At 38.2% G+C, this 23,411-nt stretch carries 23 protein-coding genes and 1 pseudogene; 8 read left to right on the forward strand and 16 right to left on the reverse strand.

Features of this window, described 5'->3' with window-relative positions; genetic code table 11:
• Positions 1–107: 107 nt before the first annotated feature.
• From A3GQ_RS0115440 to A3GQ_RS0115450, 4 genes and pseudogenes are all read right to left on the reverse strand, one after another.
• On the reverse strand, positions 108–557 hold the full coding sequence (locus tag A3GQ_RS0115440; protein WP_028777825.1) for an SMI1/KNR4 family protein: 450 nt from the start codon (positions 555–557) through the stop codon (positions 108–110).
• A gap of 64 nt (positions 558–621) precedes the next feature.
• Positions 622–853: pseudogene (locus A3GQ_RS26335) on the reverse strand (IS1595 family transposase); the annotation flags it as partial.
• A 571-nt stretch (positions 854–1,424) separates the two neighbouring features.
• Complete coding sequence (locus A3GQ_RS0115445; protein WP_028777826.1) at positions 1,425–1,679, reverse strand: hypothetical protein; 255 nt, start codon at positions 1,677–1,679, stop codon at positions 1,425–1,427.
• Between the two features lie 179 nt (positions 1,680–1,858).
• Entirely contained in the window at positions 1,859–2,242 is a 384-nt protein-coding gene (locus A3GQ_RS0115450) for a hypothetical protein (RefSeq protein WP_028777827.1), read from the reverse strand.
• Between the two features lie 450 nt (positions 2,243–2,692).
• Here A3GQ_RS0115450 and A3GQ_RS0115455 point away from each other — a divergent pair, with 450 nt between their 5' ends.
• Both A3GQ_RS0115455 and A3GQ_RS0115460 read left to right on the forward strand, forming a co-directional pair.
• Positions 2,693–3,814 (forward strand): cytochrome P450, encoded by a 1,122-nt coding sequence (locus tag A3GQ_RS0115455; protein WP_425423385.1) that lies wholly within the window; start codon positions 2,693–2,695, stop codon positions 3,812–3,814.
• A 330-nt stretch (positions 3,815–4,144) separates the two neighbouring features.
• Positions 4,145–6,088 (forward strand): glycoside hydrolase family 3 protein, encoded by a 1,944-nt coding sequence (locus tag A3GQ_RS0115460; RefSeq protein ID WP_028777829.1) that lies wholly within the window; start codon positions 4,145–4,147, stop codon positions 6,086–6,088.
• Between the two features lie 812 nt (positions 6,089–6,900).
• Here the strand turns inward: A3GQ_RS0115460 and A3GQ_RS0115470 are convergent.
• Positions 6,901–7,707: an ATP-binding cassette domain-containing protein gene (locus tag A3GQ_RS0115470; RefSeq protein WP_028777830.1), complete on the reverse strand. Its 807-nt coding sequence runs from the start codon at positions 7,705–7,707 to the stop codon at positions 6,901–6,903.
• Positions 7,708–8,023: 316 nt separating this feature from the next.
• Positions 8,024–8,545, reverse strand: coding sequence for a thiol peroxidase (gene tpx, locus A3GQ_RS0115475; RefSeq protein ID WP_028777831.1), 522 nt, complete (start codon positions 8,543–8,545; stop codon positions 8,024–8,026).
• Positions 8,546–8,682: 137 nt separating this feature from the next.
• Between tpx and A3GQ_RS0115480 the strand changes: the two genes are divergently transcribed.
• Both A3GQ_RS0115480 and A3GQ_RS0115485 read left to right on the forward strand, forming a co-directional pair.
• Entirely contained in the window at positions 8,683–9,024 is a 342-nt protein-coding gene (locus A3GQ_RS0115480; protein ID WP_028777832.1) for a hypothetical protein, read from the forward strand.
• Positions 9,017–9,592 (forward strand): YdcF family protein, encoded by a 576-nt coding sequence (locus tag A3GQ_RS0115485; protein WP_037465174.1) that lies wholly within the window; start codon positions 9,017–9,019, stop codon positions 9,590–9,592. Before A3GQ_RS0115480 ends, A3GQ_RS0115485 begins: the two co-directional genes overlap by 8 nt.
• Here A3GQ_RS0115485 and A3GQ_RS0115490 read toward each other — a convergent pair.
• On the reverse strand, positions 9,566–9,949 hold the full coding sequence (locus A3GQ_RS0115490) for a DUF309 domain-containing protein (protein WP_028777834.1): 384 nt from the start codon (positions 9,947–9,949) through the stop codon (positions 9,566–9,568). The two genes, A3GQ_RS0115485 and A3GQ_RS0115490, sit on opposite strands and share 27 nt — an antisense overlap.
• A gap of 34 nt (positions 9,950–9,983) precedes the next feature.
• Between A3GQ_RS0115490 and A3GQ_RS24570 the strand changes: the two genes are divergently transcribed.
• Positions 9,984–10,214 carry a DUF1128 family protein gene (locus A3GQ_RS24570; RefSeq protein ID WP_028777835.1) on the forward strand — a complete coding sequence of 77 codons (231 nt, stop codon included), beginning with the start codon at positions 9,984–9,986 and terminating at the stop codon, positions 10,212–10,214.
• Here the strand turns inward: A3GQ_RS24570 and A3GQ_RS0115500 are convergent.
• Positions 10,202–10,594, reverse strand: coding sequence for an acyl-CoA thioesterase (locus A3GQ_RS0115500; RefSeq protein WP_028777836.1), 393 nt, complete (start codon positions 10,592–10,594; stop codon positions 10,202–10,204). The two genes, A3GQ_RS24570 and A3GQ_RS0115500, sit on opposite strands and share 13 nt — an antisense overlap.
• Positions 10,595–11,283: 689 nt before the next feature.
• On the opposite strand from A3GQ_RS0115500, the gene A3GQ_RS0115505 reads away from it, so the two are divergent.
• Positions 11,284–11,556 (forward strand): hypothetical protein, encoded by a 273-nt coding sequence (locus tag A3GQ_RS0115505; protein WP_028777837.1) that lies wholly within the window; start codon positions 11,284–11,286, stop codon positions 11,554–11,556.
• A gap of 6 nt (positions 11,557–11,562) precedes the next feature.
• Here A3GQ_RS0115505 and A3GQ_RS0115510 read toward each other — a convergent pair whose 3' ends face one another.
• The 5 genes from A3GQ_RS0115510 to pdhA all read right to left on the reverse strand — a co-directional run bounded on the left by A3GQ_RS0115510 (position 11,563) and on the right by pdhA (position 17,221).
• On the reverse strand, positions 11,563–12,144 hold the full coding sequence (locus tag A3GQ_RS0115510) for a carbohydrate-binding protein (protein WP_028777838.1): 582 nt from the start codon (positions 12,142–12,144) through the stop codon (positions 11,563–11,565).
• A gap of 221 nt (positions 12,145–12,365) precedes the next feature.
• Positions 12,366–13,772 carry a dihydrolipoyl dehydrogenase gene (lpdA, locus tag A3GQ_RS0115515; RefSeq protein ID WP_028777839.1) on the reverse strand — a complete coding sequence of 469 codons (1,407 nt, stop codon included), beginning with the start codon at positions 13,770–13,772 and terminating at the stop codon, positions 12,366–12,368.
• Between the two features lies 1 nt (position 13,773).
• Positions 13,774–15,072: a dihydrolipoamide acetyltransferase family protein gene (locus tag A3GQ_RS0115520; RefSeq protein ID WP_028777840.1), complete on the reverse strand. Its 1,299-nt coding sequence runs from the start codon at positions 15,070–15,072 to the stop codon at positions 13,774–13,776.
• A gap of 61 nt (positions 15,073–15,133) precedes the next feature.
• Complete coding sequence (locus A3GQ_RS0115525) at positions 15,134–16,111, reverse strand: alpha-ketoacid dehydrogenase subunit beta (RefSeq protein WP_028777841.1); 978 nt, start codon at positions 16,109–16,111, stop codon at positions 15,134–15,136.
• A 12-nt stretch (positions 16,112–16,123) separates the two neighbouring features.
• Positions 16,124–17,221 carry a pyruvate dehydrogenase (acetyl-transferring) E1 component subunit alpha gene (gene pdhA / locus A3GQ_RS0115530; RefSeq protein ID WP_083964264.1) on the reverse strand — a complete coding sequence of 366 codons (1,098 nt, stop codon included), beginning with the start codon at positions 17,219–17,221 and terminating at the stop codon, positions 16,124–16,126.
• Positions 17,222–17,899: 678 nt separating this feature from the next.
• Between pdhA and mnmL the strand changes: the two genes are divergently transcribed.
• Positions 17,900–18,877, forward strand: coding sequence for a tRNA modification radical SAM protein MnmL/YtqA (mnmL, locus tag A3GQ_RS0115535; RefSeq protein ID WP_028777843.1), 978 nt, complete (start codon positions 17,900–17,902; stop codon positions 18,875–18,877).
• A 195-nt stretch (positions 18,878–19,072) separates the two neighbouring features.
• Here the strand turns inward: mnmL and A3GQ_RS0115545 are convergent, their stop codons facing one another.
• Together A3GQ_RS0115545 and A3GQ_RS0115550 are read right to left on the reverse strand one after the other, a co-directional pair.
• Positions 19,073–19,528: a hypothetical protein gene (locus A3GQ_RS0115545; RefSeq protein WP_028777845.1), complete on the reverse strand. Its 456-nt coding sequence runs from the start codon at positions 19,526–19,528 to the stop codon at positions 19,073–19,075.
• An 856-nt stretch (positions 19,529–20,384) separates the two neighbouring features.
• Complete coding sequence (locus A3GQ_RS0115550; RefSeq protein WP_028777846.1) at positions 20,385–20,789, reverse strand: S1 RNA-binding domain-containing protein; 405 nt, start codon at positions 20,787–20,789, stop codon at positions 20,385–20,387.
• Between the two features lie 270 nt (positions 20,790–21,059).
• On the opposite strand from A3GQ_RS0115550, the gene pckA reads away from it, so the two are divergent.
• A complete protein-coding gene (pckA, locus tag A3GQ_RS0115555; protein ID WP_156877772.1) occupies positions 21,060–22,631 on the forward strand; it encodes a phosphoenolpyruvate carboxykinase (ATP) in 1,572 nt (523 codons plus the stop codon).
• 157 nt (positions 22,632–22,788) lie between these two features.
• On the opposite strand, the gene A3GQ_RS0115560 is transcribed toward pckA, so the two are convergent.
• Positions 22,789–23,322 carry a hypothetical protein gene (locus A3GQ_RS0115560; protein WP_028777848.1) on the reverse strand — a complete coding sequence of 178 codons (534 nt, stop codon included), beginning with the start codon at positions 23,320–23,322 and terminating at the stop codon, positions 22,789–22,791.
• Positions 23,323–23,411 lie beyond the last annotated feature (89 nt).

Raw genomic sequence — 23,411 nt, forward strand, 5'->3', positions numbered from 1 at the left:
ATAAAGGCTCTGTTAAATCTTAATGTTGATTTTATGAAATAAAAAGAAGTCATCTCAGATATGACTTCTTTTTCCTTTTTTAGAGCTCCCATTCTACACAGATATTCCTACTCTTCATGATTGTATAAACCATCAAGAAATGTTTTAAAATCTGGTGCTAATTCTAAAATGAAAATATCTTCTCCCCATTCTAAATCAACATAAATGATTGGTGGTTCTTCTTTCGTCTGCCTGTAATCCATTGCAATCCACCAATGTCCATCTCCACATATAAGCACAATACCTTTAGGTAATCCCCATTCTTCAATGTAATAATTACTAGACAGGATTCCCTCATCTTCAATTCCATTAATGTAATCAACACTAACGTGGTCATCAGCCCATCCTGTTGGAACAGAAGTTGGGAAAGCATCGTAAGTAATACATCCTCCGTTTTGAATGTTACATATTTCAATATAGGAATTTGGTAATTTAACACCTAACATTTTTTCAGCGTTAGCAACCATTTTATTTGTTAGCTTTGTCTTTTCGTTATCTGCATTCCAAATATTTTCCAAATATAGTAACCCTTTCAAAATTCACTAGTTTCAAAGTTTTGCATTTTGACATATGCAAACTATCCTAAGTATCAGTCATTTCAAATAAAAATGATGGAAGCAAGAACTCTTCGATGTGTTTTGTACTTCATTGCTGCACCTATCGACAAACAAGAACCAAGCAAGATAATTACTAAGGTACTTGGTAGCCACACCTTTAAAACGTCTATTCATTATTACATCCGAGAGTGAAGACTGTTGCTATTTTGAATATGATACAAGCCCTTTATAACGTGTTTTCCAGCGTTTGTTTTAACCATTGAAACACTTGCTCTTTCTCGGTATGTGACAATTGCAGATATGTTTCAATAGATTACTAAACTCTTTGCCCAACCTTGCTACTTCTCGAATATTTGTTCTTGTGATGATTATACAAAGATTTCGGGTAAGTTACAAATATCAGCATCTACCTTTAACAGAGCCTAAATGAAAAAGTAGCCAATTAAATTGGCCACTTTTTTTCATACTCTCTTTAAGAAAGGGATACATTTAAAACTGGGGAAAACAGTTATAAAATCCATTCCTGATTGAATGTTAACTTTCTAGAAAGCAGAAGGATAGCTCTTCCTCTATATGCTGATAATCGGACTTTAACTTATATCTGGGTGACTAATCCAATGAACTGCTTGCACATACTTTGCATCGTTTCTGTGGTATCAGCAACTCATCAATATCCTGTCTTGCTTTTCACATCCAGCGTCATAGATTTTTTCTTATGAAAGAAATTTCTGCGCTGACCATGTAGTGCAATTTGAATTATCTTTATTAATTCTATCTAACATAAATCTTGGAAACTCCTCCAATTAAAAGATGGCATCAAGCTCATTTTTATAACCACCAATACGATTTGTCCGTCAGTTCTTTTTCTAAACGTTTTATTTCCTTTGATACTTCGTGTAATCTTTGTTCAGCGAACTCCCGAGCTAGATCACCTCTAAGATGTTTTCGAATCAAATCAATTTGTAGTTGCTTTGTATCAAGTAACTCCATTGCAGTTTGATCTATTTTTATAGCAGTTTCTTCCCCTTGAAAACCCATAACTTCCTGAATTAATTTTTCCATATCCAATTTATGTTTCTTCATGATGACTGTCCTCTTTCTTTAGCATTTATTTCATAAAATTATTATACTATTCCATTGTGACCAATAAAAAAGATACAAAGAAAGGTCAAAATTTTGACGTTCCCTATCTGTCTGAAAAATAGCTATGGCGCTACCATGAGAAGTAGCGCCATTTGTATGTAACAATATCAGAGAACTTCTTATGTCATTTCATCCTCATAACCAATTCTGGCAATCCTTTTTCGTAATTCATCTGTCAATTTATCCGAAAACCTTTTTTCATTTCCAACAAAAAAGGATATTTGGCATGGCGTAATTTCTCCTGCTTGAGCCATTAATTCATATCCTTCTTTTGAAAATACAAGCGCTTGCATTGCTTCCTCAGATTCAAAATGTGTTTCCATGATGACTTCGATTCCTTTTAAATCTTGCGAGATATCTGGACTGACTTCATGAACGCTTGTTATATCTGTACATATTACTCCTGGCAGCTTATGTATAGCTGGGAAAATAACATCGATATAAAAGTTCAAGAGCGCATCCAAATCCTGTACTTTTTTAAAAATTGTGATTGTTTTAATCATATTACAATATTTCCTTTCCCCTATCTTTGAACTTACGCATATAAAAAGCATTAAAAGTAACTCATTGGAAAAAGGTAAATCAGACTCCTTTTTACTATAATAACATTTATTTGCTGAAAATAGAGATTATTCTTATGCTATTTACGGAACACTCTTTATCATAATCCATTGTTTATTACACATCAACTTTCTTTCATTTTCTATTTGGTTCTAATCTATTTCTAATCTCATCACTTTCTATTTTTTACTTTTTTTGTTACAACCCTTTATGAATAATAAACTTCCTAACATTTAATAAAATGTATGATTTACAATATTTTAAATTCATTCAATATATTTGTTTATTTTATTAATAAAATGAAATAAACTATATAAAGATTGCAATTTACAACATGGAGGAGATCATTTTTGAAACATTCCATTTCGAACCCTTTCCCTTGGTATAAAAAAATGAGTACCGAAAGCCCTATTTATTATGATAAAGACTTTCTTCATTTTTTCGGAGCAAAAGGTGCTTGGCAAGTATTCCGTTATGATGATGTCCAAACAATATTATACGATTGGGAAAATTTCTCCAGTGAATATTACCCAAAANAAAACAATACCTTGTCATCTGCAATCAATGTAACAGATCCTCCTCGTCATAAGCAGCTTCGTTTACTAGTTTCGAAAGCATTTACTCCTAAAACGATTGAAAATATGGGACCATGGATTAAAGAGATAACCCAAGAGCTATTGGAAACAGTAGCGGATAAAAGCGAAATGGATATCACGGCAGATTTAGCGACCCCTGTTCCTATTAAAGTAATAGCTAAAATGTTAGGGATTCCCTATTCTGATCAAGAAAAATTCAAAGTATGGTCTACTAACATTATAAAACCTCCAACTGAATTTGAAGATGGTCCTGAAGGTTACATGCGTTCACAGCAAGAAATGGCAGAATACTTTATATCGATGATCGAAAGCCGTTCAGGCGAGCCAAAAGATGATTTGATCTCTCAACTCTTACTTGCTGAATTAGACGGAGAAAAACTATCGACACAAGATCTCTTGGCTTTTTGTATTACTCTATTAGTAGCTGGTAATGAAACTACCACCAATCTTATCAGTAGTTTTGTTTATTCCGCTATGGAAAACCCAGAAATCCAAGAACATCTCTATCTACATCCAGAAGATATTCCTAACGCAATTGAAGAATCCCTTCGATATCGAGCACCTGTTCAATATATGAACAGAATAGCAAGTAGAGATGTCAAGTTGGGCGATCAGTTGATTAAACAAGGAGACATCGTTAATGCTTGGCTGGGATCAGCCAACCGTGATGAATCCGTTTTTCCTAAACCTGATCAGTTCGATCTTCATCGCACCAACTTGAAACATACTAGTTTTGGTCATGGCATCCATTACTGCATGGGAGCCCCTCTAGCTCGATTAGAGGCTAAAATAGTATTAGAACTCCTATTTAGTCAATTTAAAGAGCTCCGACTAAAAGACATTGGAGAACCTATTATGAATGAAACACCATTGATGTATTCAATTAAAACGCTACCTATTACCTTCCAAAAACGTTAAGATTGAATCATTTTTCATCATCCACGTTTTATTCTCTAATGATAAAACGTGGATTTCTTTTTTAAAAATAAATGGAATCATCTATTATATTCTTATCATTCTGTTTATCGCTCTATTTTTTGGCCGATAAACTATTTTTAAAATTTATAATTTCATTAATTATATTGTTCATTCTATATATGTTGGTTATTATTAAGGAAACCTAAATATCTTCGAGAACAGTGCTATTTTTTACTTGTGGCAATTTTTCTTACATATTTTATCTAATCCCCCATAAGTAAGCGCTTTCTTTGGAGGGAAGGTCAATTCAAGCCAACTAGGGAGGTACTCATGCTAGGAAAAAAATTAATGGCTTTAGGAATGGCATCTTTACTACTTGGTGGGAGCGTTATTAGTCCAAAACCTGCCATCGCCGAAGAAAGTACTCCGAATCCAGATGTGAAACAGATTGTAGCAAACATGTCTCTAGAAGAAAAAGTCGGACAAATGCTTATGCCTGACTTTCGTAATTGGCAAAAACAAGGCGAAAGTAAAGCAACTGGTTTTACTGTAATGAATGATGAAGTGGGTTCGATTATTAAAAAATATCATCTTGGCGGGGTTATCTTATTTGCTGAGAATGTAGTAGGCACAGAACAAACTACCCGCCTCGTTGATGGGCTACAAAATGCGAGTGAGAAGATTCCTTTGTTCGTTACCATTGACCAAGAAGGCGGAATTGTAACGCGTTTGCAATCTGGTACAAATCTACCAGGAAACATGGCACTCGGAGCTTCTCGCAACGGACAATATGCCTACCAATCAGGTACAGTGATCGGAAAAGAACTGTCTTCACTTGGTATCAATGTGAACTTTGCGCCTGATATGGATGTGAATAATAATCCAGCTAACCCTGTTATTGGAGTACGCTCATTCAGTAACAACCCAGAATTGGTTTCTCAACTTGGTACGAAATTAATCAAAGGACTACAAGATCAAAATATCGCAACAACCGCAAAACATTTTCCAGGCCATGGTGATACAGCAGTAGACAGCCATTACGGCTTACCGCTAGTAAACAAAAGTCAAGAAGAGTTGCGTAAAGTAGAACTTTACCCTTTCCAGAAAGCCATTGATAATGATGTAGACATGATCATGTCTGCTCACGTTCAATTCCCAGCTTTCGACAATACTACTTACACTAGTAAAAAAGATGGACAACAAATATTAGTTCCAGCAACCTTATCTAAAAAAATTCTTACCGGTTTACTTCGTGAAGATATGGGATTCGATGGAGTTATTGTGACAGATGCACTTAACATGCAAGCAATCGCAGAAAACTTCGGACAAGCAGAAGCAGTTATTATGACCATCAATGCAGGGACAGATATCGCCTTGATGCCTGCACCAGTAACCTCACTGGCAACTGAGAAAAACTTAGACAACGTATACAAAGCAGTTATCCAAGCAGTTCATGATAATCGTATTCCTATGTCACGAATTAACGAATCGGTAGAACGAATCCTTACTTTAAAAATCAAAAGAGGAATCTACAAACCAGGTACTTCCTATATTTCTGATGTAGATAAAATGGTAACTAATGCCCTACAGGTTGTAGGTAGTAAAGAACATCAAGCGATTGAGAAAAAAATCACAGCAGATACAGTAACACTATTGAAAAACGAAAACAAAACCTTACCATTTAGACCCAAGAAAAACGATAAAGTAGTTGTCTTCGCACCAAATCCTGATCAAGTTCTCGCATTGAAAAATGCAATTGCAGACCTTGTGGCAAAGAAAAAAATCAATCCTGTTGATGTGGAAGGTATTGCCTTTGCGAATAAAACATTTGATGATAGCATGAAAAAAGCGATCGATAATGCAAAGTATGTGATCACTGGCTCTTATGTCGTAAAAAATGATCCTGCTGTCAACGATGGTGTCATTGATGATACAGTTGTTGATAGTAGCAAATGGGCAACCGTCGTTCCACGTGCGATCATGAATTATGCACAAGGAAAAAATAAGAAAAACGTAATTATGAGTTTACGTAATCCATATGATGCCGCTAACTTCCCAGAAGCAAAAGCACTGCTTGCTGTATATGGATTCAAAGGATATTCCAATGGCCGATACAATCAACCGAATATCCCGGCAGGTATCCAAGCAATCTTCGGACAAGCCAAAACAGTTGGGAAACTACCAGTAGATATTCCATCTGTTACCGACCCAACGAAAGCAATGTTCTCCTATGGGTATGGCTTAAATATCAACAATGGAAAACCGTTAAAATAAGATTTCACCGTCAAAAAGACAGGTTCTAGTGAACCTGTCCTTTTCATGCATCTATTTGCTATTTCATCATTTCGGGGGCGACTTCGTCCGGCAGCTTGTCCTACGCCAGTACGGCGAGGTGGCCTGCGTTGTACCCCAGACCAGCGCCCAGTGCTACTCCTACGAGAAACTTACGCACGTGTAACTCCTTCTAGAGTGGATGTTCACTTTCTCTGCCATTATATCAGAATAGATCTGTAACTAGCATTTGTTTTTTTACTTCTTCCAAGTCGAATTAGGAATATATTTTCTAATAAAAAAGACCTGTTCCTAAAAACGAGTCTTTTCTTACTATCTATGATAAATATCTTCATTTTTCGGTGGTGGCTTTGCCTCTTGGAGACAAAACCACCGTACCCAGAAGAAATACCTGGCATCATATGGGTTAACTCACCAGCTATCTTCTAAGGAAATCCCAGATGCACTAAGCTTCCGTATCAGCCGGCTTCAGGTTCTTGCCGAACATACGGATCACCCCAGCGTAAGCCAGAAAGAAACCAACTGCTGCCCAAGCGAGACTACGCATGATTCCCCTTCTAGATTCGGATGTTTCCTTGTCATTTTATCAAATAAAGTAGAAGATGGAATGATTTTTGTAAATCTTATGCTAACTTTTTCCCACCCCAATTTCCTGCCCCTCCACACATGGAACCGAAACAAGCGAAATATGACTTCCAAATCCTTCTGTTCATACACCACATGCGAAGGTGCTTCATTGTAAAAAAGCTTTCATGTGGTTATTTTTTCTCAGCTCCAATATAGCATCTAATAATTTACTGTTCTAGTATTTTTAGGTTAGAAAACGTTTGCATTGCCTTGTACCAGCCTTCCACTGTTCCCTCAGAAACACACGCGGTCAAATATTTCTTTCTGCCCAATCTACGACACGATCCATTCTCCAATAGTATAAGATCGTCTGCACATTCAGCAAACGCTAGATTACTTGTGCTGATCAATATGATACGTTCCTTGGGTTGGTGAACAATCTCTTGCCACAATATCTGCTTACCGATCGGATCTAAACCCTTTGTCGGCTCATCAAGTAATAAAATATGCGGAGACTTAACAAAGCATTCTGCAAGATAATATCGTTTGAGTACTGGACCAATCAATTTGGAGACACTTGTCCTTCTCCACCCTGCCAAGCCCCATTTAGCAATACATTCTGCTGCGTATTTTTTTGGAGAGGGTACACGCCGCACCTGAGCAAAGTAGAGCAATGTCTCTTCTACTGTTTCATCATAACGTTGTGTGGGTACAGATGGTAAATAAGCAATCTTGTCATGCCAATCGCTCAAGCTAGTTGAATCACTTGCAACGACACTTCCACGTGACCAAATAAATCGCTCTCCTTCCCTCGATCCATATGTAATTCTTCCATCATCAGGTAACATGGTAGCGGCTGTCAAGCGAAGAAGTGTGGACTTACCTGCACCTTCTGGTCCTAAGATAACGGTAACTCCAGCTCGAACAGTGGCTGAAAAATCAAGTAAACCAATGTTGCTTTTTTGGGCACTGACTTTGTTTCTATTTTTAGTTAAGTTGTACTTTTTTGTAATATGTGACCATTCAATCCACAAAGGAAACTTCCATCCTTTCTATTAACAACTATTGCTAGTTTAACTGTTGACCGAATTTAAATATAGCTTTTTTAGCATATTTAAAATTATATTTACATTGGTAAAAAATTCTATTGTAAAAATATCTTACCATGAATAGAAAAAAAGAAAAGCTCATTTTACAAAAAATCACATATCTGTAACGCAAATCCGATTTTTATTTATCTCTTTAGTAAATTAAATGTATTCAAATAATTACTTCCAGTGGCTATGAAAAAAGGTATAAGTCAAAATAAAAAGCGATTCCATGGAAAAACTACGGAATCGCTCTTATATATTATACTTGGCTAGCTTTTTTGGCTGCTTCTACTGGTGCTTCGTAATCAGGATGATTGGTAGCCTCCGAGCAGTACTCCACATATACAACTTTATCATTTTTATCCACTACAAAAACAGCACGAGTGAGCAAACGAAGATCTTTAATCACCACACCATAAGCAGTCCCAAAAGAAAGATCGCGATGATCAGATACGGTTTGCACTTGTTCGATCCCTGCTGCTCCACACCAACGCTTTTGTGCAAATGGAAGATCCACGCTCACTGTTAATACTTTTACATTGTCTAAATTGCCTGCCTCTTCATTGAATCGACGAGTTTGCGCATCGCACACACCTGTGTCCAAAGAAGGAACTACACTGATAATACGCACTTGACCTTCGCTATCATCTAAAGTAACAGGAGATAGATCATTTGCAAGCACGGTGAATGCAGGAGCTTGATCTCCTACTTTGATTTCTGGACCTAGCAATGTTTTTGCTGCACCTTTAAAAGTAATAGCTGCTTCGCGTTCGATTGTCATGGTTATACCCCCTACATATGTATCCAAGTTCCATAAACTTAGCTTGTTTTACCAAAATTAGTTGTTACAAACTCTAGTTTATCATATTCCTTTGCGATTACTAGACGAAGTGTTTAAAATATAAAGTGGTGATAACAATGGAAATACAAATAACAGAGCTAGCTGCTGCAAAATTACGACTTCTATTATGGAAAGAAACGATTGATGTCCCACTTGCTTTTCATATTGTACTGCTTACATCAGGTTGTAATACGCCATCTTTTGGTTTAGAAGTCATCGAACAACAGGAGGATCTAAAGCAAATCAAGATAAGAAATATACCATTTGTTTGGTATACAGAAGATGAACAATGGTTAGAAGGAATTTCGATTGATATGAATCGAGAAAATGGCAAGTTTATCATCGAACATCCTGATCCATCACAACTTACCAACTGCCCAATGGAACTTCAAGGAGTTGATTTACATCAAGATGAATAAAGGCACATGGATTTTAATCGGTTGTTTATTAATCCTAATAGGTGGATCTATTGTCTATCACTATATCAAAGTATCCCGTTATGACAATTGGCAAATCGATAACAAACATCGAGATGCAGGGATTATACTTGGCGCTGCTCTCTGGGAGAACAAACCATCCCCTGCGTTACGTGAAAGGTTAAACAAAGGTCTGGAGTTATATCGAAGTGGAAAAGTAGATCGACTCATTTTGTCTGGGGGCTTAGGAAACGCTGAACAGCAATCTGAAGCACAAGCAATGAGAACATATTTAATGAAATACGGGGTACCAAGCGACAAAATGATCCTAGAAGATCAATCTCATAATACAAAAGAGAACTTGCGGAATACCTCTGCACATTTAAAAGAGAAACCTATCCATTCCCTCTATTTGATTACACATGATTATCATATGACAAGAGCTCTGCTCTACGCGAAACAAGCCAATTTATCAGTCACTCCAGCACCTGCACATTCTTCTGTTTTATTTATTCCTTACCATAAATTACGAGAATGTGCGGCACTATGGAAACTTTACTTGTTCGACTAGTTCCAATAATTGCTTGTCCCATATTTCGATGGACAGACCAGTTGGCATTTGATCATTTGAATGCACAAGGGTATTTAGATAATTTTTAGCATCATGAATGATCTTATCTACTTTTATCCCTTGCCAATCATCTGGATAAAAGGATAACTTTTGAATAGCAAGCTGCATTAACTTGATCGCACCAGAACGATTTCCTTGATTATAGTGATAGCAAGAAACAGCTACTTGCAATAATCCTTGATAGAAGGGTTCTCTTCCCTCTTCTAACCATAAATCTTCTAATAAATCATGGCATGTATAGTAGTCTCTTGACACATTAAAACAATACAAAAATATGATATACTGGCGTTCATACATGGCATTACCCCAACAGAAAAAGGATGAGAAACTTTTGACGACAAATGAGAATAAAAACCCAGATTTAGAAACCTTAGTCCTTGAGATTAAGAACCATTTAAATGTTGTAAATGCGGCTCTGATACAGCCAGAAGATTTTTCTGCCGCGAGCTACGATGACATTGTAGAACTGCATGAGTATGTTAAGAAAAAACAAGGAAAACTCACCTTGATGGAAATCGAAGGTGTACTAGACGAACTTCGTTCCCTTCGTCAATCAAAATAACGCCTTAAAACATCTGGAAGTGGTTTGCTTTTACGATTTCCAAGATCAATGGTAACATTGATCACCTCTGCATCAGCGACCACTTCTCCTTTTTCATTATGAATCTCTTGAAAAAAGACAAAACTACTTTTCCCGCAGCGAAGAGGCCTTGTTTTAATCGTCAATTTCTCTCCAAGTGTTGCTTCTTTTCGATACTGAATGTGAATGCTAACTGTTACGGTCCCTATTCCCATCTCCGTAAATTCATCAAATGGCAATTTTACTTGGTTATACCACTCTTCTCTTCCCCACTCCATATACTCCAAATATTTCGCATTATTCACATGCCCCATTACATCAATCTCTGTAGATCGAACCTCAATCGTTAAACATACTTCCACTGTATAGCTCCCTCCTTTAGTTAAAGAAAATGACCTGATTAACAAAAGATTATTGAAAGCGCAAACAATTCCGCTTGAAAGAAAGAATATAAAAGGAAACTAGTCATTTATTCAAATTATGTTTATTATAATTAGCCATTTAAAATGTTGATTGGTAGTGTATGTTATCATCTTTGTATGGAAGCTGTTGACTCATGCATGGTAAATTCGGCAACTAAGTACTTCGTTCCCAAACCCCATCCCAGTGGCACTCCAATAAATAGGAACTTAGAAAACGCCTGCTCAAAGGATAATAAGAGTGAAATCAAACTCAAATCCCCATAACTCGTGTTTCTTTTCCATTGTGAGCTTTTAATTTTATTATCTAGCCTTCTGTGCCATTCTCTCTAAATCAACCTTCCTATAAATTTTAAAGTAGATGGAAACACCCGACACAACGCCATTGGATCTAATATGTCATTTGCTCATTAGTGATTACATGACTTTGCTTATAATTATAACATGACAACCTTTTCTATACGAATGTTAGGATATAACTTCATGAACAAAAACTTAATAGTCGAATTTTAACAAAAAAAAGATGGCTGCTCCTTATTCTAGAAAAGAAAAATATGGTCTGTTCCTCTTGACCCGAACAAATATTTGGATATAATAAAAATAAGAGAACTTTTGTTCGGGAGGTTTTGCCCATGTATCGCTCTTTGCTAGAATGCAAACAGACCTTACCTCTTCCTGCTGTTCCATACATTACAATGGAAAATGATATTATGTTTAAACTTGAAAATGCTTTAACTGTAGAAAAACCCCTGCTGATTTTATTTGAAAGTCCATTTGGACAACATCAGTTTAGTGGCTATATTACCGAAATCGCCCCACATGACCAATGGATTTGTATCGAAAATGGCCTTTTAGCAAAAAGAATCTTTATCGATCAGATCCTTTTGGTAGTCGAATGGAGCTAACACTTGTTATTCCTCTACTTCATCCCATGAGCTTCCAAACAAAAAATGCTGCTGATCTGGTGGAGAGTCGGAATTGGGCTCATTTGCCTCATACAGTTTATCGTTATATATCACGCGATCGCCTATTTGATAAGTTGTGTTTGCAATCCATTCTGGGTATGTCTTAGCAGGAGGGGTCTGTTGTTCTGGTGTTTCTATTGGCTTAGAAGTAGGGACAGAGGATTCTTGCGCAACTACTTTACTAGAAGTTGGGGCGGTATTTTCTAATTTCATCGTGCTTGTTGCTTTAGGCAATGGTTTTTGCTTCTCATTCTTTACTTCTAAAGGTTTACTTTGCTTTGTTTTTGTTATGTTAAAATCTGTTCTCTCAGATGTAAGATTAACTGCTTGGTTGTTATCCATCACATAAAAAGGTTCTTCACGTACCGAAAATGGAGAAACAACAGAGTAAGTAGCAAAAACAACCACACTCAATCCAACCGAACATAACATCATCCGATATCGTTTGATTTTTACTAGTTTTTCAATGGTAGCTTGCTTAGTAAACTTCTCTAAACGGCTTTCCAATGTTTTTTGGGTTTCAGTCACATATTTTCCTTCTTTCCTATGACTTCCAATTCTAATTATACAAAATATACAGTAAAAAGAAAGCGATAATTATGGTTTGTTTTGTAGAATAAAGTCAGCGAGCAATAGAAAAACACCAATCTATTTGTCTAAAAAGAGAATCTTTTTCTACTTTTTATAAATATACATTAAAAAACCACCCTTCTATGATCACTGACAAGAAGGGTGGTTTTTATCTATTTTTATTTATTCAAACGCAATACCAATGAATCTGCTGCTTCCATAATAGTCTCTGGAAGCGTGGGGTGAGCATGGATAGTAAGGCTTAAATCTTCGGCAAGAGCTCCCATTTCAATTGCAAATGCTGCTTCAGCAATTAAAGAAGATGCCTCTGGCCCAACGATTTGAACTCCTAAAAGTAAACCAGTCTCTTTATCAGCAACCACTTGAGCAAATCCTTCTGATTGATTCATGGACAGAGCTCGTCCGTTAGCTTGGAAGGAATAACGGGTTGCAACTGGATTGTATCCTTCTTCTTTTGCTTGTGCTTCTGTCAGTCCTGTGTATGCTATTTCAGGGTCACTGAAGATAACAAAAGGCATTGCTTGATAATCAATCGCACTCTTTTGACCAGCTATTACTTCTGCTGCTACTTTACCCTCGTAGCTTGCCTTGTGAGCGAGTAAAGCTCCACCCGCACAGTCACCAATAGCATAGATATGTTCTACGCTGGTACGACATTGGTCATCGATCTTGATAAATCCGCGATCATCTAGTTCCACGCCGATTTGTTCTAATCCTATTTCATCTGTATTCGGTTTGCGACCTACAGCTACAAGACAATAGTCAGCTGTAAATTCTTTTTCTTCCCCATTTACAGTTGCTTTCACGACTACTTCTTCGCCTTTGTTTTCCCCACCTTGAACCATTGCATCAGTGATAACTTCTACACCGATTTTTTTCAATTTGCGAGAAACAATGCGAGTCAATTTATCGTCTGTTCCTGGTAATAATGATTTGGTACCTTCTAAAATGGTCACTTCTGCTCCTAATTTGGCATAAGCGGTTCCTAGCTCTAAACCAATGTACCCTCCACCTACAACAACAAGTTTTTTAGGTACTTCTTGCAAATTCAAAGCTTCCGTCGAAGACAAAATGCGCTTGCCATCAAAAGGAAGAATTTTCAATTCAAATGGACGTGAGCCAGTTGCAATAATGATGTCTTGATATTTATAAGTTTGGCTAGCATTTTCACTTACCACACGAACTGCATCTTTGGCATTGAAGAAGACATCCCCTGTAACAACTTCTACTTTGTTACCTTTCATTAACTGCCCAACGCCACCAGTAAGTTTTTTCACCACACTATTTTTCCAGTCCATCAATTTTTGCATATTGACAGCAACTTCACCTGTTACTTCTAATCCAATTTCTTCTGCTTCTTTCATTTGGGCAAAACGTTCTCCTGCAGTGATGATCGCTTTACTTGGAATACATCCTCGATTGAGACATACTCCTCCAAGTTCATCTTTATCAACGATTGTTACACTTCGGCCTAGCTGTGCTGCCCGTGCAGCAGCAACATAACCTCCAGGACCGGCGCCAATAACGAGTACATCTACTTCTTGTGCTAGATCACCTACTACCATATTATCTCATCTCCATCATCAATAAGTTGGGGCTCTCTATGAGGCGTTTTACTTGGCTGAGGAAAAGAGCAGCCACATCTCCATCAACTAAACGATGATCCACTGTAAGCGATAAGAACAATTGTGGACGAGCTACGATCTCACCTTCATATACTACTGGTTTTTCTTTAATGGTTCCTACACCGAGGATCGCAACTTCTGGATGATTAAGAATTGGAGTGAAGAATTGTGCCCCATAACCACCAATATTTGAAATGGTAAAGGTGCTACCTTTTAGTTCACTTGCTTCCAATTTCATATCTCGTCCACGTACTGCTTTATCGGTAATTTCATCAGCTAGATCAAAGATTGATTTGCGGTCTGCATCACGCAATACGGGAACCATCAAACCTTTATCCGTTGCAGTAGCCATACCAATATGATAATAGTTTTTCAAAACGATTTCTTGTTTTTCATCATCAATAGAAGCATTTAGTGTTGGGAATTGTCGAAGAGCTGCAATTACGGCTTTCATAATGAATGGTAAATAAGTAAGTTTTGTGTTTCTCTCAAGGGCCACTGGTTTTGCCCATTTTCTAATAGCAACTAATTCGGTAGCATCTACTTCATCCATAATCGTCACATGAGCAGCAGTACGTTTGCTTTCTATCATCCGTTTTGCGATTGTACGCCGAATACCACGCAATGGCAAACGTTCTTCTGTGCCAGTTATCTCATGTTCTACAGCAACATCTGCGCTGGAAGTTTTCTCTGTTAGGAGTTTTACTTCATCTGCTTCCGCGGATTTAGTTGACCCCCCTTCAGCAAATTTTTTCACATCATCCGCAGTGATTCGACCATGTTCTCCTGTAGCTGTTACTTGAGTGATAACCACCCCAAGCTCACGAGCTAACTTACGAGTAGAAGGCATGGCAAGTACTTTTTGTTTCTTATTTGATGTTGTTTCTGTTTTCGCTGTTTTGTTATCTTCTTTTGCTTCTGTTTTTTCTTCTTTCACAGGCTCAGCACTTGCAGGTTCTTCTGTCGTAGTTTGATCCTCTTCTTGATCAGCTACATCACCTTCTGCATCAATAACTGCAATAACCGAATGGACAATCGCGATTTCGCCTTCTTCTACTTTTACTTCTTTGACAGTACCTGTTACAGGAGAAGGGATTTCCACAACTGCTTTATCTGTTTGAATCTCAGCAAATGGGGCAAATTCTTCAATTTTATCCCCTGCTTTTACGAAAAGCTTAACAATTTCACCTTCGTGAATACCTTCACCCACATCAGGCAGTTTGAATTGATAGGCCGCCATATGTAAATCCTCCAATCAGTCTAAAAGCTCTTAAGAGACGGTGGTTCCCCACCGCCTTACCCTAGTAAGACATCACTTTTTTTATAGCTTTTTGTACACGGTCTGGACTTGGAAGCCATTCTTCTTCAATAAGAGGGAAACCGAGAACTGTACTTGGACCAGTTACACGAAGAACTGGAGCTTCTAAATGGAAAATTGCTTTTTCATTAATTTGAGCAATCAACTCACCTGCCACACCTGCTTGCTTTGGAGCTTCTTGGACTATTATCGCGCGATTGGTCTTTTCAATCGATTGTACGACGGTATCCATGTCAAGAGGGCTCAAAGTACGAAGATCGATAACTTCCACACTAACTCCTTCTTTTTCCGCAGCTTCTGCAGCTTTAAGGGACGTGTGAACCATAGCACCATAAGTAAAGATACTGACATCTTTTCCTTCTTTCACAACATTCGCTTTACCAATTGGTACCGTGTATTCTCCCTCTGGAACTTCTCCTTTAATGGAGAAATAAAGCTTTAGGTGTTCCATAAAAAAGACAGGATCGTTATCACGAATGGCAGAAATAAGAAGTCCTTTTGCATCATAAGGATTAGAAGGACAAACAACTTTAATCCCTGGAGTTTGTGTAATGAGTCCTTCTAGACTATCACTATGTAACTCTGGGGATTTTACGCCAGCACCAAAAGGAGCACGGAACGTAACTGGGCAGCTATAGCGACCACCAGAACGATAACGCAGACGAGGTGCTTGCACTAGGATCGAATCCATAGCTTCAAAAATAAATCCGATAAATTGAATTTCAGCAATTGGGCGAAATCCTTGCGTTCCCAATCCTACAGCAAGACCGCCAATACCTGACTCTGCAAGAGGTGTATCAAAAACACGATCTACACCAAACTCTTTTTGCAAATTTTCAGTTGCGCGGAAAACGCCACCATTTACCCCTACATCTTCTCCAAAAATAAGGGTATTTTCATCTTTAGATAGTTCCACACGTAATGCATCATTTATCGCTTTTACCATTGTTAGTTGTGCCATTATTATATCCTCCTAGTCCACATACTCCGCTTTTTGTTCTTCCAGATGGGGAGGAGTCGTTTCGTACATGCTGTCAATTAAATCTGCCATTTTCATCTTTGGATATTGATCAGCTTTTTTGATTTCTTGTGACACCGTATTTTTAGCTTCTTCAATGACCCCTGTTTCCATCTCTTCTGTCCAGAGCTTCTTCCCTTCCAAATAGGTACGGAAACGAGCGAGTGGTTCTTTTTGTTCCCATTCGGTTGGTTCTTCTTTGATGCGATATCTCGTTGGATCATCTCCAGACATGGAATGAGGTCCAATCCGATAATTTAATGCTTCAATGAGTGTAGGCCCTTCACCATTAGCCGCTCTTTCTTTTGCTTTTGCAACAGCTTGGTAAACTGCCAATACATCCATACCATCTACTTGTAAGGATGTAATTCCAGCAGCAAGTCCTTTTTGTGCAAGTGACTCAGCTGCTGTTTGCTTGGAAACAGGTGTAGAAATAGCATAACGGTTATTTTGAACCACAAAAACAACAGGTAATTTATAAACACCCGCAAAGTTCATCGCTTCATAAAAATCACCTTGTGAGCTACCACCATCACCAGTATAAGTGATTACAATGTTATTCGTATTCCGTTTCTTTAAAGCCATTGCTACTCCAGCAGCTTGTACATATTGCGCCCCAATAATAATTTGTGGTAACAATACATTTACACCTTCTGGAATCTGTCCACCATGTTGATGGCCTCTAGACCAGAGGAAAGCTTGGTACATGGGATAACCATGAAAATGTAATGTTGGAATATCGCGATATCCAGGTAAGATAAAATCTTCTTTGTCTAGTGCATATTGACTACCGATCATCGTTGCTTCTTGACCTGCAACAGGGGCATAAAAACCTAAGCGGCCTTGACGTGCTAGTCCTGTAGCTCGCTGATCCCAAACACGTGTAAATACCATGCGTTTCATCAACTCTTGTAACTGTTCGTCACTGAGATTGGGCACTTCATCTTCATTGACGACTTTACCTTCAGGGGAAAGCACGGAGAAAGTAGTAATAGGTGCTACTTTAATTTCCGATTCCAGTAAACTCTGGGCTTTCTGTTTGGTTCTAGCCATGAAAGATCACCTCGAAAAAAATATCGACAAAATAAGTATGATTCACAACAAATGATTTGGAGCTTATTTGGAAGTAGTTGAACTGTTTAATATTAAAAACTTACTATGTATCCAGACGTAACTCCTTACTATCGATCAACTCTATCATACCGTAACCCTTACTTATCTTCAAAGGCATAAGGAAAGGGTACATACGTGAAATCACATATGCCCATACGAAACAATAGTTTATAAGTAGCATGCGCCTAATAAACAGTCACTATACCAATTATACATCCAAATAATAGCGAAACTCGAAAACGATGATTTAAAAAAGAATACCCTCTATAACTCTACTGCTTTCGGCTTCAAGAAACAATACATAAAAGAATAGTATTTGTATATATTGTTCTGCTCGTATGAAAGAAGTTGATCCTATAAAATACCTTTCTTCTAACCAGAAAACAGCAGAATAATAGCTTACATATATTTGAAAAGCCAAAAGAATAGGATCTATTTACCATGGTTCCTACAGATCACTTCGTGATGTGTTAAAATGGTACGATTGGATAGTTTTTTCATGAACCATTTTCACTCCCATCATAATAAAACTTTATTTATATATTTCACCTAAAATACAAAGCCTTTTCTTGCAGTATAGTAAATTTAATCACATTTTAACAGATAAAAGGATGATGAATGGTGATTTTAACAAATCAAGAAACTCCACTCATGTGGGGAGATAAACGTTACCATACGTGGAATCACCACCTTAGAAAAATACATGGTCAAAAAATATGTAAAATACCATTAGATGGAGGATTTACTTGCCCGAACCGTAATGGAGAAGTTGCAGTCGGTGGCTGTACGTTTTGTAGTGCTAGAGGTTCTGGTGATTTTGCTGGGTATCGCCGCGATGATTTGATTAAACAATTTGCTTCTGGGAAGAAAATGATGAGTGCAAAATGGCCAGATGCAAAGTATCTTGGGTACTTCCAGGCATTTAGTAACACCTATGCCCCAGTGGAAGAATTACAAGAAAAATATGAAGCGATATTAGAGCAAGAAGATGTAATCGGGCTCTCGATCGCAACGCGTCCAGACTGTTTACCAGATGACGTCGTAGAATACCTCGCTGAATTAAATGAACGAACCTATCTGTGGGTGGAGCTAGGACTACAAACGATTCATGAGCATACTTCTGATTTGATTAATAGGGGACATGACACAAATTGTTTCTTAGAAGGGGTAGCCAAACTGCGCAAACATGGCATTCGAGTTTGTACGCATATTATTCATGGTCTACCTGGAGAAACTCCAGATGAAATGCGAGAAACGGTGAGAGCGTGTGCAAATATGGATATTCAAGGAATCAAGATTCATTTGTTGCATCTGTTACGCAACACTCCTATGGTGAAACAATATGAAGCCGGTCTCTTAGAATTTCTAGATAAAGACACATATGTCGGACTGGTCTGTGATTCACTGGAAATGCTCCCCCAAGATGTGATCATCCATCGTATCACAGGAGATGGCCCCCCGGATATCATGATGGGACCAATGTGGAGTACGAAAAAATGGGAAGTTTTAAATGCAATTGATAAAGAGATGGCAAGACGAAATTCTTGGCAAGGGAAGCATGCCGTTGCAAGACGGAAAAATCAACTGTCTATCTAATACATTTGTTCATGTACAGACCAAACGTCTTGTAGTAGTTTATAATTTTCGGGTTAATTTTACAATGTTGACTGTACTTCCATGGAACATCGAAAATACAGCCAGCTATACAGAAAGATTTTACGAACAAAAACACTTGATCTCTATCTATTTAGGATCAAGTGTTTTATTTAAAAACCTCTTAAAAGCTATCATCTAATTTTCTTTTGTAACATTCGCTTCTTCGACACCCATAGAAACAAGTTTCGTTTGGATACCCAGCTCTTCATTGGCTACACATTCACCATGGCAATTGAAGGAAAATGTAATTTCATATTTACCAGCTGCATAAGTCATAGACCCTCCGTCTTCAGGTCCGGCCAAATAAGGTTCACCTAGTACTTTTTCTATTTCTCCCCAGGAAATCTGTTGATACTGTTTATCCATCTTTACTTGTTTTCCTTGTTTGGCTGATTCCATTGCTTCTTTGATCAATTTTTCATGTTTAGGTGATACGGTTATTTTATCAACAGGATTCTCTTCTTTTACAGGTGCTTCTTTTTGTGTTACAGGTGCTTCTTTCTTGTTTGAGTCTGCTCCAGTAGCACATCCAGTTAGCAGCACTCCAAAAGCAACAGCCGCAGAAAGGAAAGAAATAGTAGTTTTTTTCATAATATTAACCTCTTTTCATATATTAGGACATTTGTGATGATACTGACATAAAAATAGAAACGAAAGACTTATTAGAATCGGAATGATAGGAACAGACTAATGATGTTATCTCGGTTGACACTTTTACAGACTTTTGCCGACTGAAAGCCCACGGTTTGAATCGTGGGATGAAAGACGGCGTTGCTCCAAACCCCAAAAAAAGGGATTGCAAGAGCAATGAACATTCCATAAAATAGAACACATGATCGGTGATCATCCTACAGCTAGTAGGGTTGTTCTTTGAAAATGTAATGGTATAGGGTTTCGGTAGCAAATGGATCGGTCTCCTACCGAGTAAAACCATTAGAGGCAGGAAGAGGACTAGAACGCTGGTAACAGGCGTTCCGCCCATGTGGGTACACTTTTAACTGCATGGGACGGGCTGATGAGACAGCCCTGAACTTGGGAGTTGCACAAAGCAGAAATGGAGTGCGTGCGCTAACTACCTAAGAATCCCACGACTTTAGTCGTGTGGAGTCTCAAACTATTGTTCTCTTATTAGGATCACCCTTAATCATTCGTTAATTAGATCAAAAGAGCATTTATATTACCCTACTGCTTAATTTACGTTTATTATATTGCGTGTTTTTTTCGAAAAAAAATACAATTTGTTTCCAAAATGTAAACTAACTTTACCCAATTAGTGGATCGAATATATAATAGGAGAAAATATATAGGTTAGGTTAAGTTAAAAAAGGAATTCAACTTTTTTTAATGGATTTGTCTGGTGAAAAACCATTATGTACACAAGAAAAAAACATCCCTCTGTAACTCTGGGGATGCTTCTTCAATAAAAAAGTGAAAAAACCGACGGATATTAGCGGTTTTTCTTTTGTTTTGCAGCTAAAGCACTCAGGCGCTCTTCGCTACTCTTCATCCACTTTTTCATCATATCTTCGAAATCGGTAGGATTATTGTTGTTGTTTCTCCGTGATCCACCACGACGGTCTCCTCCGCCACGTTTGTTGTCGCGGGCTGGCCGATCATCACTCAATGCTTTGATCGAAAGGGAGATTTTTCCGGACGGGTCAATCGATAGCACCTTTGCTTTTACACTAGCACCTACTTGGAGAACATCTTCCACTTTTTCTACGTATTTACTAGAGATTTGGGAAATATGAACCAAACCGGACTCCCCAGTCTCTAACTTTACAAAGGCACCAAAGGGTTTCGTTGAGATTACTTCGCCCGTAACGATGGCCCCTTCCTTTAACTCACTCATTATAACACTCCCGATAGGATAATCAGTTCTGTAAGAAGATATCATTATTTTTATTCCTTGTCAATGGGCGTTTATGACTCTCTACACTCGATTTTCTTATGCTATCTACAAATTTCATATTCATGCGAATCCAAACATAATATTATTAGAATATTCAATGATATTATAGTGTAAAATTGCCCTGTTTAACAAGCTAACGAATTTTGTTATACTAGGTCGAATGCATTCAGACAGGAAAAACATTAAAAAAACAAAGGAATGAGGATGCAAATGGATATGGTTCTTGGGAAATCAGCTACAAACATCCCACTTGAAGGCTTGTTGCACAAAAACCTTTCTGTAGCTGAGCTAACCGAACAAGCTGTGAAACGAGAGGAAGCTGTGTTAACGGAAAATGGGGCATTGCGTGCAGTAACTGGTGAGTTTACCGGACGTTCACCACTGGATAAATATACAGTAAACAATGAACTAGTGGCGGAAAAAATGGACTTCACCACCAACCAAGCCATGGAACCCGAAAAGTTTGCAAAGATTTATGAGCGCTTAGAAGCTTACTTGAAAGAAAAAGAATTATTTATTTTTGATGGTTTTGCTGGCGCTGATAAAGATTACCGTTTGCCTATTCGTGTGATAAACGAATACGCTTGGCATAATTTATTCGTTCATCAATTATTTATACGTCCCACAGAAGAAGAACTTGCTGAGCATGTACCTTCCTTCACTGTAATTTGTGTACCGCATTTTGAGATCGATCCTGAAAAAGATGGAACACGTTCCAAGACACTTATTGCTGTTAACTTCGAACAACGAGTGGTTATAATTGCAGGTACACACTACGCTGGTGAAATGAAAAAGTCTATTTTTACCGTAATGAACTACTTATTGCCAGATCAAAATGTAATGCCTATGCATTGTTCTGCAAATGTAGGGAAAGCAGGGGATGTAGCATTGTTTTTTGGTTTGTCTGGAACTGGAAAAACAACACTATCTGCTGACCCTGAACGCGGTCTGATTGGAGACGATGAGCACGGTTGGTCTGAAAATGGGGTATTCAACTTTGAAGGTGGCTGCTACGCAAAATGTATCGGTCTTTCGGCTGAAAAAGAACCTCAAATTTGGAATGCGATTCGTTTTGGTACCGTTTTGGAAAATGTCGTATTGGATGACAATCGTATTCCTGTCTACAGTGATAATACGTTGACCGAAAATACACGTGCTGCGTATCCTGTTGATTTTATTGATGGTGCGGTCATTCCTGGTGAAGCTGGACATCCCAAAGTCATCTTATTTTTAACTGCTGATGCTTTTGGTGTGTTACCTCCTATCTCCAAACTGACACCTGAGCAAGCTATGTATCATTTCTTATCTGGTTATACGAGTAAATTAGCTGGAACAGAACGCGGAGTAACAGAGCCAGAAGCAACTTTCTCCACCTGTTTTGGAGCACCATTCTTGCCTAGGCCTGCTCATGTATATGCAGATCTCTTGGGCAAAAAGATTGCGGAACACCAAACACAAGTTTATCTCGTAAACACAGGGTGGACTGGTGGAGCTTATGGTATTGGGAAACGAATGAACCTAAAATATACACGAGCAATGGTCACAGCAGCTCTCAATGGAGATCTAAATAAGGTAGGATATATCCATGATCCTGTCTTCCAATTTGCTGTACCGACCCGCTGCCCTGGAGTACCAGCAGAACTATTGAACCCACGCAACACATGGAGCGATCATGCTGCATATGATAAGCAAGCACATGCTTTAGCGGAAAGATTCCAAAAGAATTTCACCAAGTTTACTCACGTAGATGAAAAAATAGTTGCAGCAGGACCAAAACTATAAGATTAGAAATTAAAAAACAACTTCTTTCCTAATTAGAAAGAAGTTGTTTTTTACTCATCTATAGAATAAGAAATGATTTCGCTGGATCACCAATCCTTTATCATTGGACAGGTGATCCACTTTCTGCACCTCATATATTCATGAGGTGCAGAAAGTATTAGTGGGGGTAGTGATGTCGGAAGTGCGCTACAAGCACGACATTGAATACCCGTTCGATCACTGACGTCGTCTTCTCATCCTCCTCGAGACAGTACTGCTTGACTTCCTTATAAATTGCCCCAGAAGGAAGGAGCATTCTCAGTGTAGCCGAATTCTCGTCGTCTACCCGCTTTGAGAAGAGATCCCATAGCTTGTCCTCGACAGTGGCATCAATCACAGGAATGTACTCACCTGAACACTTATACTTGAAGCAGAAGTACATGTATAGGGCTACATTGAACACCCTTTCAATCGCCCTCTTTGTCTCCAAGTCCACCTTACTCACGTCCAACTGGAGCTTCTGACACTCCACGAGGCAGTGTTGCTTGATGGCCTCGTAAAGCTGTCCAGAAGGACAGAGGTCTTCAATCGAGAAAGGCTGGATTTCTCCACTCATCCTTTCGATGAGGATTCTCTTGATCTTGTATTCCGCACATTCGTAAACGCTACGAATGTCACTGGACATGGCATCAGTGGAGTTCTTCTCAGACATTGATTCCTCCAAAACGAATGGACTCACATATCATTATAATTTGTCTAGTTCTGAAGATCTACTTTCTGTTAGCAATAAAATATGTATTT

The sequence above is a fragment of the Shimazuella kribbensis DSM 45090 genome (genome assembly GCF_000428065.1).
Classification (GTDB): domain Bacteria; phylum Bacillota; class Bacilli; order Thermoactinomycetales; family Thermoactinomycetaceae; genus Shimazuella; species Shimazuella kribbensis.

Excerpts from the sequence above, each read along its gene's own strand:
- A3GQ_RS0115445 (WP_028777826.1), bottom strand. The coding sequence starts at position 1,679 with ATGAAGAAACATAAATTGGATATGGAAAAATTAATTCAGGAAGTTATG.
- A3GQ_RS0115450 (WP_028777827.1), bottom strand. The coding sequence starts at position 2,242 with ATGATTAAAACAATCACAATTTTTAAAAAAGTACAGGATTTGGATGCG.
- A3GQ_RS0115460 (WP_028777829.1), top strand. The coding sequence starts at position 4,145 with ATGCTAGGAAAAAAATTAATGGCTTTAGGAATGGCATCTTTACTACTT.
- tpx (WP_028777831.1), bottom strand. The coding sequence starts at position 8,545 with ATGACAATCGAACGCGAAGCAGCTATTACTTTTAAAGGTGCAGCAAAA.
- A3GQ_RS0115480 (WP_028777832.1), top strand. The coding sequence starts at position 8,683 with ATGGAAATACAAATAACAGAGCTAGCTGCTGCAAAATTACGACTTCTA.
- A3GQ_RS0115485 (WP_037465174.1), top strand. The coding sequence starts at position 9,017 with ATGAATAAAGGCACATGGATTTTAATCGGTTGTTTATTAATCCTAATA.
- A3GQ_RS0115490 (WP_028777834.1), bottom strand. The coding sequence starts at position 9,949 with ATGTATGAACGCCAGTATATCATATTTTTGTATTGTTTTAATGTGTCA.
- A3GQ_RS0115505 (WP_028777837.1), top strand. The coding sequence starts at position 11,284 with ATGTATCGCTCTTTGCTAGAATGCAAACAGACCTTACCTCTTCCTGCT.
- lpdA (WP_028777839.1), bottom strand. The coding sequence starts at position 13,772 with ATGGTAGTAGGTGATCTAGCACAAGAAGTAGATGTACTCGTTATTGGC.
- A3GQ_RS0115520 (WP_028777840.1), bottom strand. The coding sequence starts at position 15,072 with ATGGCGGCCTATCAATTCAAACTGCCTGATGTGGGTGAAGGTATTCAC.
- A3GQ_RS0115525 (WP_028777841.1), bottom strand. The coding sequence starts at position 16,111 with ATGGCACAACTAACAATGGTAAAAGCGATAAATGATGCATTACGTGTG.
- pdhA (WP_083964264.1), bottom strand. The coding sequence starts at position 17,221 with ATGGCTAGAACCAAACAGAAAGCCCAGAGTTTACTGGAATCGGAAATT.
- mnmL (WP_028777843.1), top strand. The coding sequence starts at position 17,900 with ATGGTGATTTTAACAAATCAAGAAACTCCACTCATGTGGGGAGATAAA.
- A3GQ_RS0115545 (WP_028777845.1), bottom strand. The coding sequence starts at position 19,528 with ATGAAAAAAACTACTATTTCTTTCCTTTCTGCGGCTGTTGCTTTTGGA.
- A3GQ_RS0115550 (WP_028777846.1), bottom strand. The coding sequence starts at position 20,789 with ATGAGTGAGTTAAAGGAAGGGGCCATCGTTACGGGCGAAGTAATCTCA.
- pckA (WP_156877772.1), top strand. The coding sequence starts at position 21,060 with ATGGATATGGTTCTTGGGAAATCAGCTACAAACATCCCACTTGAAGGC.
- A3GQ_RS0115560 (WP_028777848.1), bottom strand. The coding sequence starts at position 23,322 with ATGTCTGAGAAGAACTCCACTGATGCCATGTCCAGTGACATTCGTAGC.